This is a genomic window from Methylophaga sp. (assembly GCF_965655755.1).
In the GTDB taxonomy this organism is placed as follows: Bacteria; Pseudomonadota; Gammaproteobacteria; order Nitrosococcales; family Methylophagaceae; genus Methylophaga.
The window spans coordinates 1-11659 of sequence record NZ_CBFHHW010000003.1; the positions used below are offsets into that span (position 1 = coordinate 1).

9 protein-coding genes are annotated in these 11659 nt (G+C 46.3%); 6 read left to right on the top strand and 3 right to left on the bottom strand.

Annotated elements, in window-relative coordinates:
• Positions 1-967 precede the first annotated feature (967 nt).
• The 3 genes from ACTF5U_RS01665 (at position 968) to ACTF5U_RS01675 (ending at position 5839) form a co-directional block, all read left to right on the top strand.
• A complete protein-coding gene (locus ACTF5U_RS01665; RefSeq protein ID WP_438969896.1) occupies positions 968-1999 on the top strand; it encodes a sodium:calcium antiporter in 1032 nt (343 codons plus the stop codon).
• Positions 2000-2360: 361 nt separating this feature from the next.
• Positions 2361-2942, top strand: a complete 582-nt coding sequence (locus tag ACTF5U_RS01670) for a hypothetical protein (protein WP_438969897.1) — start codon at positions 2361-2363, stop codon at positions 2940-2942.
• A gap of 206 nt (positions 2943-3148) precedes the next feature.
• Complete coding sequence (locus tag ACTF5U_RS01675; protein ID WP_438969898.1) at positions 3149-5839, top strand: cation-transporting P-type ATPase; 2691 nt, start codon at positions 3149-3151, stop codon at positions 5837-5839.
• Positions 5840-5947: 108 nt separating this feature from the next.
• Here the strand turns inward: ACTF5U_RS01675 and ACTF5U_RS01680 are convergent, their stop codons facing one another.
• The 3 genes from ACTF5U_RS01680 to ACTF5U_RS01690 all read right to left on the bottom strand — a co-directional run bounded on the left by ACTF5U_RS01680 (position 5948) and on the right by ACTF5U_RS01690 (position 8007).
• The gene (locus tag ACTF5U_RS01680) at positions 5948-6379 is read right to left on the bottom strand and encodes a DUF3617 domain-containing protein (RefSeq protein ID WP_438969899.1); all 432 of its coding nucleotides are present in this window, start codon (positions 6377-6379) and stop codon (positions 5948-5950) included.
• An 81-nt stretch (positions 6380-6460) separates the two neighbouring features.
• Positions 6461-6976 carry an NlpC/P60 family protein gene (locus ACTF5U_RS01685; protein WP_438969900.1) on the bottom strand — a complete coding sequence of 172 codons (516 nt, stop codon included), beginning with the start codon at positions 6974-6976 and terminating at the stop codon, positions 6461-6463.
• A gap of 191 nt (positions 6977-7167) precedes the next feature.
• Positions 7168-8007 (bottom strand): HDOD domain-containing protein, encoded by an 840-nt coding sequence (locus tag ACTF5U_RS01690; RefSeq protein ID WP_438969901.1) that lies wholly within the window; start codon positions 8005-8007, stop codon positions 7168-7170.
• Between the two features lie 93 nt (positions 8008-8100).
• Between ACTF5U_RS01690 and alaC the strand changes: the two genes are divergently transcribed.
• The 3 genes from alaC to thrC all read left to right on the top strand — a co-directional run.
• Positions 8101-9279: an alanine transaminase gene (alaC, locus tag ACTF5U_RS01695; protein ID WP_438969902.1), complete on the top strand. Its 1179-nt coding sequence runs from the start codon at positions 8101-8103 to the stop codon at positions 9277-9279.
• Positions 9280-9287: 8 nt separating this feature from the next.
• Entirely contained in the window at positions 9288-10601 is a 1314-nt protein-coding gene (locus ACTF5U_RS01700; RefSeq protein WP_438969903.1) for a homoserine dehydrogenase, read from the top strand.
• 36 nt (positions 10602-10637) lie between these two features.
• Positions 10638-11659: threonine synthase (gene thrC / locus ACTF5U_RS01705; protein WP_438969904.1), on the top strand; the 1022-nt coding region annotated here is incomplete at its 3' end.

Consider the following 11659-nt stretch of genomic DNA (forward strand, 5'->3'; position numbering starts at 1 on the left):
TGTCTTCTTCCTCGAGGCTCCATAGGGTTCCATTTAAATCACGTGGAGCTTAGTCTTAATGAATCATTCTGAAATATTTCTCCATACACAAAATTGTCTTGATGATTTTAATGACGCGCGAAATGTGCTTAGAGCTGTTAAACAGTCGAGTAATGAACTACTCAGAAATGCAGCATTTAAATATGCTGTCATAGCCTATTGCAGGGCTTATACCTCCTCAAAAGGAAGTCAAGGAGGTTCAATGGTGCTCGATAAAAAATATATCCCTGCAGATTTTCACGATTGCACCAAGAATTACTTGGTAGCCGACATAAAATTTATGCTCACACGGATAGAGATATTCTTGAAGCCAAATTACAAGTTTCTGAGATAAGTGGACAAAAATTTCCAATGCGAAGTCAGAACGTTATTTATCCGCTTCATTTGATGACGAGGATTAATGAAATTATCGACTTGGCAGAAAAGACTATGGATGCAATTATTGATGATTATCCAAACCTTCTAGACAAAATCACTGACTAGCACCACAGCTGATCAAATTTAATCTAAGTTAGATTACTGAAGACATTCTTTCGCGTTAAATAGCGAGTCAGGGATTTGTTCGCCCAAATCCCTAACAACCCTAGGGCGCCCCAATGTGCTGGCCTGCGGCTTCACTGCGTTGCTCGGTGAATCTGGGAAGTGGCTAAAACTCGCTTCGCTCAAACACTAGCCAATTCTTATCCAGATTAACCTGCGCTACTCGTCAGCACAAAAGGGGAGGAAAAGCGGGAGCAGATATCAGCGTTGGTAAAGATCCCACCCTCGCCCTCAAGGCGAAAACCTGTCGTTAAATTAAACCGGGAAGTTGATAGGCTTCCTGGTTATAAACAGCCCCAGCATTAAATCAAAACCAGCCTCAACAATGACAACCCCCAACCTCACAAGCTAGGATAGGAACCAACCATTAAAACCAAACCGGAGTCACATGTTTGTCGACCTCAGTTTAGGCATCAATGTTGTCATCTTCCTTTTGGCCGGCGCGGTGGTCGGTGTCTGCGGTGTCTGGCTGACAGAACGGGCTGAGCAGTTAGCCCATCTCACCGGCCTGGGACAGGCCATTTTAGGCGCCGTATTTCTCGGCATTATTACCTCGTTGGCGGGTACGATTACCTCTATTACCTCCGCATGGGAAGGGGCTGCTGAACTGGCTTTCGGTAATGCCATCGGTGGGATAGCCTTACAGACAACCTTTTTGGTAATAGCCGATATGCTTTATCGAAGTGCGAATCTGGAACATGCCGCTGCCTCGGAAGAAAACCTGATGCAGGGCGTATTACTAGTGGTATTGCTGGCATTACCGTTATTGGGTATGACTGGTCCAGGTATCACAATCTGGACGGTTGATATCGTATCTTTCGCCATCCTGGGCGCTTATCTGTTTGGGCTGCGCCTGCTGAGACAGTCTCACCAGACGCCCATGTGGACTCCACGAAAAACAAGTGAAACCAAAGCAGAAGAACAGGCACCGCAATCAGCTGATATGATCTCGGCTGGACTGGAATTATGGCTTTCTTTTTTACTGTTGGCTGCGGTTGTTGCGGTAAGCGGCTGGCTGATTGCCGAAACCGGGATCGTCATTACTCATCAGAGTGGTCTCAGTCAAACTTTCTTTGGTACTGTGTTCACAGCTTTGGTTACGTCGTTACCGGAATTGGTGATAGCTATCGCAGCTGTAAGGCGTGGCGCCCTGACACTTGCAGTGGGGAATATCATCGGTGGTAATACGTTTGATGTGTTGTTTTTGGTGCTTTCTGATCTAGCTTACCGACCAGGCTCAATCTATCAGGCGGTGTCTGGTACGATGGCATTCTGGCTAGCGCTTAATATTTTGATGATTGCTATTCTGCTTTTAGGTTTGTTGCGTCGTGAGCGACATGGTCTTGGTAATATCGGTTTTGAAGGGGGGCTAGTGTTAGCAAGTTACGTGATAGGTGTGACGTTGACTTTCTTTTACTAACCTTGTTTATTTTCTAGACATAAATTTACGATATCGACGATCAAAACTTCTTTCTCAGTGAGTGTTTACCTATGCTTCAAAGAAATGAAGCTAATCAAGAAGCCGTAAAACACCGAACTATATGCGTGACTTGGAGTACGGTATGCTGCGCATAAATGTTGAGAGTGATTAGTTTCGAACGATTGGTCGACCTACCTCCCATTCGGGATGTAGTGTTATTCCTGTATATGTGGCCGGAATATACACCGAAGAAATATCTATTCGATGGTTCCGTTAAGCTCGTCTTATGCTCACGAGCCATTATCAATTATGAAGCTGAAGAGACAATGTATAAAATCAAACATCAATACGTTCACTTTTTATGATGACAACATCACCGACAGAGAAAATTGGGCATCCAAAGAAGCAACTGCTCTATAAATTTCTTTTACTCAGTCTGACGATACTAGGTTATTTTGCTTACTTAAGTGTTGAATACAATGTGATCACAGGTGGCATTGCATCGCTCTTAACCTGGAGCTTCTTCGTTTTATGTACACCCATTGCCGATGCCGGATTTCTCTTGGATTTTCCACTTCGGTTGCTATTTGGTATACGTATGTTTATTTCGGAAGTGGTTGTCTGGGGGGTGGCAATAACCATTAATATCATTGCCTTTGCTTATTTTTCCGAGTTTTATGAAACAACAGCAATAACACGGCTTATGCTGGCAATATTAACCACGCCCTATCCATATTGGAGTGTCATTGTCTTGTCTGGCGTAGGGACGTTCTTGTCAATTCGATTTGCAGATGAAATCATGGATGTTGTTCACCATAGAGATAGAAAATTCTTTCATCGCCATGGCTATAAGCATGAAATTATCATTATTCTATTTTTCATTTTGGTTTTTCTTGGCTACTACAAACTCATAGCATCGCTGGGCATAGATGGGGTTTTATAAAGGGTCTAAGCTCATTTTTTACAAGAGCTTAATTTCCACTGTATTCGCAAGTAATTGATAGCAGTAGTGATGAGAGATTCTCTTTACTATCTGGATTTATGTTATTCAATGGATACTCTCCGTAGTAAATATATTTAAGAGCGTGTGCATTACGGGAAAATAAACCTGATATTGTGGTGTATATCGTTTTTTTCGGGGGAGAGGATATGGAGAGTCAACATAACTGGCATCATGTATCACAGGAAAAGGCACTCTCTGAATTAGATACAACGTCTGCAGGGTTAACTGCCGATGAAGTATCAGCTCGACTCGATATTCACGGCCTTAACCGATTGCCCCAGCCTCCCCGTAGTAATCTACTGAGACGTTTCCTTTTACATTTCAACAATATCCTAATCTACGTTTTGCTGGGCGCGGCCTTTATTACGGGCTTGCTTGAGCATTGGTTGGATACATCTGTGATTTTGGCGGTAGTTATTGTCAACGCGATTATCGGTCTGGTTCAGGAAGGTAAGGCAGAAAAAGCAATGGATGCGATCCGGCATATGTTGGCGCTGCGGGCTTCAGTGCTACGTGATGGTCAACGGCATACTGTTGATGGTGAAATGCTTGTGCCTGGGGATATCGTGTTACTTGAGGCCGGTGACAAGGTACCTGCTGATTTAAGGTTACTTCAGGCTCATGGATTACAAATTCAAGAAGCCATCTTGACCGGAGAGTCAGTGGCTGTGGAAAAACAAGTCAAGTCAGTGGCATTGGATGCTGAGTTGGGGGACCGTTTCTGTATGGCCTATAGTGGTACTACGGTCACCAGTGGTCAGGGAACAGGCGTTGTAGTTGCTACTGGTGCGGTAACCGAGGTAGGGCGTATCAGTAGCTTGCTAGCCGCTGTCGAAACGATGACTACTCCTCTTGTCGAGCAAATGGCGGTCTTCGCCAAGTGGTTAACCTTTTTTATCCTAGCCATTGCCGTATTAATTTTTGTCTTCGGACTCATTATTCAGCAGCATAATTTCACTGAGCTATTTATGGCTGTGGTGGGCTTGTCGGTGGCTGCCATACCGGAAGGCTTACCTGCAGTGCTGACCATTACATTAGCTGTCGGGGTGCAGGCCATGGCTCGGCGTAATGCTATCATCCGTCGTCTGCCAGCCATCGAAACACTTGGAGCGGTCTCTGTGATTTGTACAGATAAGACCGGTACTCTCACACGCAATGATATGAGTGTGGTCTCGGTGGTGCTTGATGGACAGTTTTATAGGGTTGAGGGTAAGGGATATGAGCCGAGGGGGGACATAAAAGCTGCTGACAGCGTTATTTCAGTTCTCGAGCATCCACAGCTGGTGGAGTTGGGCAGGGTTGCTTTTCTCTGTAACGATGCTGAGCTAAAAAGACACGATGATGTGTGGTGTGTTGAGGGTGACCCAATGGAAGGGGCCCTACTGGCATTCTCTGGAAAAGTTGAATTAGACAGTGACCTTGAAAGTGGTCAGTGGACCCGCACTGATATTATCCCCTTCGACTCCAGACACAAATTCATGGCCACCCTGAATCATGATCATGAAAACCATGCAGTTATTGCAGTCAAAGGTGCTCCAGAAAAAATTCTGACGATGTGTAAAGCACAGCGCACTGCTGATGGTGGTACCGACCCATTAGACCAGGCTTACTGGAATGAACAAGCCGAGAAAATCACAGCTCAGGGCCAGCGAGTACTTGCTTTGGCGGAAGTGGCGGTAACCTCTGAACATATGGTGTTGGAACATAGTGACGTCAATGGCAGCTTGATTATGCTTGGCTTGACAGGGTTGATGGATCCGCCACGCCCAGATGCGATTGAGGCTATAGCAGAATGTCGTGCGGCAGGTATTCGTGTAAAGATGATCACCGGTGACCACGCGGCAACCGCTTCAGCGATTGCTCAGCAGGTTGGCCTGCAAAATCCTGCGAACCCGCTGACTGGTGCTGAGCTCGATAAGCTTGATGATAAAGCTCTTGGGAAGGTCGTCATAGATACAGACGTTTTTGCCCGTACCAGTCCAGAGCATAAGCTAAGATTGGTGATGGCAATGCAAGCGTGCGGCCTCACAGTGGCTATGACAGGCGATGGCGTCAATGATACGCCTGCACTGAAGCGCGCGGAGGTTGGTATTGCCATGGGCAATAAAGGCAGCGAAGCTGCCAAGGAGGCCTCGGACCTAGTCTTAGCTGATGATAACTTCGTTTCGATTGCCGCTGCCGTTCGAGAAGGACGAACGGTTTACGACAATATCAAGAAGGTCATCAGTTGGACATTGCCAACCAATGCAGGCGAAGCTTTAACCATTATTGTGGCGCTGATGCTCGGAATGGCACTACCGATCACACCTATTCAGATTTTGTGGGTAAACATGATCACTGCCGTCTCCTTGGGTATTGCTCTTGCCTATGAGCCGACGGAGGAAAACACTATGCGTCGGCCACCGCGTCTTCGGGATCAGCCGCTATTAACGGGGACTTTGGTGTGGCATATTATTTTGGTGGCGACTCTGTTTCTCTGTGGTGTGTTTGGGATTTATGCCTACGCGATCGAACAGGCGTATTCGGAAGAGCTTGCACGGTCAATGGTGATGAATACACTGGTGGTGATGGAAATATTCCATCTGTTCTTCATTCGCAATATGTATGGTACATCGTTAACTTGGAAAGCTATACGCGGTACCAAAGTTATTTGGTTAGCGGTGCTGGTTGTTACTGTCGGGCAGTTCGCTGTTACTTATCTGCCGTACTTGCAGTCTGTATTTACAACACAGGCCATACCTCTTCTGGACGGATTGCTGATCATCAGTATTGGTATAGCGCTATTTGTGATTATCGAAATTGAAAAACAGGTACGGATTCGGTTATTTAATAGCTAGGCGGCGCAACTTTCGTGCCCTTCTTCCTAACAATCCAAATACGTTGAAAGCAAAAGACGCGATGCTAAATTCAATATTAACTTGTCCATCTGTGAACCTTTTCAGGCTTTAGCAGTTACCGATTCGCTCGGACTTAAAATTCATCTTCATCAGCATGGGACCCAATGGTGTATTCATTTCACCATCCATCTTCCCGTTCATCTGTTCGCCATGAAAAGCTGCATTGCCTTTGAACATCGTTTTAATGCCCTGCATATTACAGTCCAGAGCAAACTCTGATCTGTCATGAAAAACATCTGCTTTAAGCACAATGCATTGTTCAGGAATATCCAACATATTAATGCCTTTGTTGATTTGTTCCTGGGTAAGGCATTCTCTACTGCTGGAGGTATTAGGCGCCATATTCATCGGACCTTCTAAAGTGGTGGTCGTGGTGTAAGACCATAGCCCTGGTTTCAAATTAGGTGTTTCAGCCAGCGCATTTGAAGAGAACAGTACAGCAGTGGAGAGTAGGATAAAAAGTCGAATACAATGTGACACAGTTGAATCTCCCGGTTTTATGCTATAAAAAGCATGAATGATCACATATTGCCTATGGCTCAGGCGGAGTGCAATGACTGTTTAGCGTTGCGGTTTGATACGAATAGCGCGCCAGTAATAGCGTGACCAGTAAACATTATTGATTCTGGAAATTGTCACACCCAGCCGGGTGGAAGCATGCATAAATTTATTGTCTTCGAGATATATCCCAACATGTTTACCGCTTCGGAAGAAGACCAAATCACCGGTTTCCAGATCGGAGCGACCAATCTTATGCCCAACCAGAATTTGCTGACTAGTCGTGCGTGGCAGCGTAATACCAAAGAGGTCTTCATAAGTACGTTTAACAAAAGCGGAGCAATCAATACCGCTAAGGTTGTTACCCCCTAAACGATAAGGAGTGCCACGCCAGACCTTATACTGATCGTATAGCCGCTCCAGCTCATAGGAGTCAGTGTCGTCGTTGGGGGGAAATGAGGGTAATGATTTATGTTTGGGGCTTGACTGACACCCTGCCAGTAAGAGAATAATCGCAATGCACACTAAAACACGAAGCACGTGAGCTGTGTTTTTTGGTGAGGATAAAGGAATATACATTTTTATCAGGTTTGAATCTCGTCGTGAGCGTGTAGCTTTTTCAGGTTAGTTTTAAAGCATCAGACGATAAGAATAATACTTTGGTTCAAAGCTTACCGCCATTGATGAGGAAAACTGTGACGCTGTGCACGTTGATAAAAAGCGAGCTTTGAAACGAAGGGGGCTGTCCCCCCCCCCTTCGTTTATATAGCTTACATACCAAATAAAGCGAGAGCTTCCTGGTATTCTTCGCTGTCTTCATCAAGTTCTTCAAGACTAAAGCCGGTATCAGCACCCACTTTCTTGAATGAATTGATTTCGTTTAGCGTCACTGGATCGATGGCTTTATCCGTGCCGTTATAACTTTGCAGTACCGCAACCTGAACAACATCCACCAGATCCGCTGGTTCATCCTGCGTATTGCGGTTCAGGTTTTTGTGTTCTGCAGCAACTTCAATGAGTTCTTCAGAAAATTCCCATTTTTCCAGAATGGATGCGCCCAGTTTGGGATAGAGATTGTCGATAAGTTGATCCAGTTTTCGACTGTCTCTGATAAGATCGCTATCATCTGCTTTCATTAAAATTGGCAAGATGCCGATAGCATGGATGAGTCCGGCTAGCATGGCTTCATCAGTTTTAATGCCGGGTACTTTATTGGCAATAACTTGAGAGGCCGCAGCCACTTTGGTGGTATGCTCCCACAACGCACGAAGCCGTTTATCAAGGCTGTTGGTCGTAGCCTGGAACATTTGTTCCATGACCAAACTGGTGACCAGATTGCGAACCATACTGAGTCCAAGACGTGACACGGCCATTTGGACACTTTCGATGGGAACGCGGCCACGATATAAGGCGCTGTTAGCGACTTTTAACAGCCGTGCAGATAACGCTGCATCTGTCACAATAATATCGGCAAGTTGTGATGCTGTAGCATTGGGGTCATCGACGACCTCACGAACTTGAAGGGCAACTTCAGGAAGTGTGGGCAAGACAAGCTTGCCGCTTTCTAGATCTTCAAGAATGGTTTTGTAAAATATATCTTGTTCGCTCATGTAGATGCTTCTTGTAAATGGATTTGAAGTGTTGATGAATTTCAGTTATTTTGCTTTGTTTGCCGACAGTTTTAGCTTATCGCAGGTATTCAGTTGAACGACGAGTTTCCTAGAATTAAACGCCTTCCGCCATATGTTTTCAACATTGTAAATGATTTGAAAGCAAAAGCACGTGCGCGAGGTGAGGATATTATCGACTTTGGGATGGGAAATCCCGATAAACCGGCACCCCCTCATATTGTGGAAAAGCTGGTCGAGGCCGCCCAGCGTCCCGATACCCACCGTTACTCGGTGTCTAAGGGAATTCCGCGGTTACGTAAAGCCTGTGCTGACTGGTACAAACGAAAGTTTGATGTGGATGTCGATCCCGACAATGAATGTATTGTAACGATAGGTTCTAAAGAAGGACTTGCGCATCTGGCGCTGGCAACAGTTGGTCCCGGCGATGCGGTATTGGTTCCGAATCCGGCTTATCCAATCCACCCTTATGGCTTTGTGATTGCGGGCGCAGATATTCGCCATGTGCCTTTAACACCGGATGTGGATTTCTTTGCCGAGCTTGAAAAATCGGTGAAAGACTCATGGCCTAAACCAAAAATGCTGGTCCTGAATTTCCCAGGCAACCCGACCACCCAGTGCGTCGATTTAGAGTTTTTTGAACGAATTGTTGCCTTTGCGAAAGAGCACCAGATCTGGGTGATTCATGATTTGGCTTATGGTGAAATCTGTTTTGATGATTATCAAGCACCATCAATTTTGCAGGTGCCGGGAGCGAAAGAGGTCGCAGTCGAATTTTATACCCTATCCAAGACGTACAATATGCCTGGCTGGCGGGTTGGTTTTATGTCTGGTAATCCGACACTAGTTGCTGCGCTGGCAAGAATGAAGTCCTATCTTGACTACGGCATGTTTACGCCCATTCAGGTTGCCGCTATTACAGCTCTGGATGGCCCACAGGAATGCGTTGATGAGATCGTCGCGACTTACAAAAGTCGCCGGGATGTCTTGTGTGAAGGACTCAATGCCATAGGCTGGGCTGTTGAGAAACCGAAAGCCACCATGTTTGTCTGGGCTAAGATTCCAGAAAAATATCGTGAGCTGGGATCACTGGAATTTAGTAAAAAATTACTCAAGGAAGCGAAAGTCGCTGTGTCACCGGGAATTGGCTTTGGTGAATACGGTGATGATTATGTTCGCTTTGGCTTGATTGAAAATGAACATCGTACACGTCAGGCGATCCGTGGGATCCGTGACATGATGAGAAAACCTTAGGGGGCAGTGTGCAATCAGTAAAAATCGGAATTTTGGGTCTGGGTACTGTTGGTAGCGGTACCGTCAACGTATTGACCCGGAACTCGAGAGAAATCAGTCGTCGTGCGGGCCGGGATATTGAAATTTCACGTGCCGCTGACCGTGATCTGGACAAGCCTAAAAGCTGCGATACCTCGGCTATTCAACTCAGCGAGGATGCGTTTGAGATCATTAACGATCCCGACATTCAAATCGTCGTAGAACTCATCGGTGGTACGGGTATCGCTAAGGATCTGGTCATACAAGCGATTGAAAGCGGCAAACACGTTGTGACAGCTAACAAAGCATTGATTGCTATGCACGGTAATGAGTTATTTGAACTGGCTCAGAAACAAGGCGTAACCATTGCCTTTGAAGCAGCTGTTGCAGGTGGTATTCCAATCATCAAAGCGATGCGCGAAGGGCTTGCAGGTAACCGGATTGAATGGCTAGCTGGCATTATCAACGGTACAGGCAACTTTATTCTGACCGAGATGCGTGAGAAAGGCCGTGACTTTGCTGATGTTCTTGCAGAGGCTCAGGCGCTAGGTTATGCCGAAGCCGATCCGACTTTCGATATTGAGGGTATTGATGCTGCGCACAAGCTGACTATCATGGCCTCTATCGCGTTTGGTATTCCGTTGCAATTCTACAAATGTTTTACCGAAGGTATCAGTAAAATATCGCAAGAAGATGTGCAAAATGCGGCTGAACTGGGGTATCGCATCAAACATCTGGGGATAGCTAAAAAAACCACTTCCGGTGTTGAACTGCGTGTTCACCCTACACTGATTCCGGAGCGTCGTTTGCTTGCTAATGTGAACGGCGTCATGAATGCCGTTGTCGTAAAAGGTGATGCAGTTGGTCCGACTCTGTATTACGGTGCCGGTGCGGGTTCAGAAGCCACTGCCTCTGCCGTTGTGGCCGATATCGTTGATATTGTTCGGGCGCTGACAACGGATCCAGAAAATCGTGTACCGCATCTGGCTTTTCAGCCAGACTCACTGAAGGACACGCCTATTCTGCCGATGTCAGAAGTGGTGACATCTTATTACTTGCGTATTCATACGCTGGATAAGCCAGGTGTATTGGCTGATATTACGCGTATTTTGAGTGAGCAGGGCATCAATATTGAGGCTATCCTGCAGAAACAACCTGAAGAACATGAAGGGATGGTACCCATCATTATGCTGACGCAAGCCGTGGCTGAGAAAAATATGGACCAGGCCATTGCACAGATTGAAGCATTGGATACGGTACCGGATTCGATTATGCGAATCCGTATGGAATCTCTGGGCGGTTAAAGCCCGATAAGCATTTATTTTAGAGGAAGAAGCACTATGTCATTTCGACCCCGTTACACTGGACTAATTGAACGCTACCGCGATCGTTTGCCGGTCAATGACGATACCCGCCTGATCAGTCTTGGTGAAGGCAATACCCCCCTGATCAAGCTTAACCATATCGCCAAAGAGCTGGGTAAGGATGTCGATATCTATGTGAAATACGAAGGTCTGAATCCTACCGGTTCATTTAAAGATCGTGGTATGACCATGGCCGTTACAAAAGCGGTTGAAGAGGGGAGTAAAGCGATTATCTGCGCCTCGACCGGTAATACCTCTGCAGCGGCGGCAGCCTATGCGGCACGTGCTGGTATTTCAGCGTTTGTACTAATTCCTGATGGCAAAATTGCACAAGGTAAACTGGCGCAGGCGATGATGCACGGTGCTACCGTGATTCAAATCAAGGGTAACTTTGACCAGGGTATGCAGTTGGTGAAAGATGTAGCAAAGCATGCCCCGGTTACTATCGTGAACTCGATTAATCCTTATCGTCTGCAAGGCCAGAAAACGGCTGCTTTCGAGATCGTTGAAGAGCTGGGTCGGGCACCTGACTATCACTGCTTACCAGTAGGTAATGCCGGTAATATCACGGCTCACTGGATCGGTTACTGTGAATACTCCTGTGATTCAGGTGACCATGTCACAGATGCTTGTGCATATTGTGAAGGCAAGTGTAAATATGCGGGCGGAGCTATTGTCGGTAATCGTCCTAAGATGATTGGTTATCAGGCATCGGGCAGCGCGCCATTTATGCGTGGTGCGATGGTCGATGATCCTGAAACAGTAGCTACGGCGATTCGTATTGGTCATCCACAGAGTTGGGACAAAGCGTGGCAGGTCAAGAAAGAATCTGGTGGTTGGTTCGATGAGTGCAGCGACGAAGAAATCCTGGCTGCTCAGAAATTGTTGGCTGAGAAAGAAGGTGTATTTTGTGAGCCGGCGTCAGCAACTTCCTTAGCGGGTGCACTGAGAGATGTCAAAACGGGCAAAATTCCAGAAGGCAGTACAATCGTTTGTAC

Excerpts from the sequence above, each read along its gene's own strand:
- ACTF5U_RS01685 (WP_438969900.1), bottom strand. The coding sequence starts at position 6,976 with ATGTATATTCCTTTATCCTCACCAAAAAACACAGCTCACGTGCTTCGT.
- ACTF5U_RS01675 (WP_438969898.1), top strand. The coding sequence starts at position 3,149 with ATGGAGAGTCAACATAACTGGCATCATGTATCACAGGAAAAGGCACTC.
- ACTF5U_RS01690 (WP_438969901.1), bottom strand. The coding sequence starts at position 8,007 with ATGAGCGAACAAGATATATTTTACAAAACCATTCTTGAAGATCTAGAA.
- ACTF5U_RS01665 (WP_438969896.1), top strand. The coding sequence starts at position 968 with ATGTTTGTCGACCTCAGTTTAGGCATCAATGTTGTCATCTTCCTTTTG.
- ACTF5U_RS01670 (WP_438969897.1), top strand. The coding sequence starts at position 2,361 with ATGATGACAACATCACCGACAGAGAAAATTGGGCATCCAAAGAAGCAA.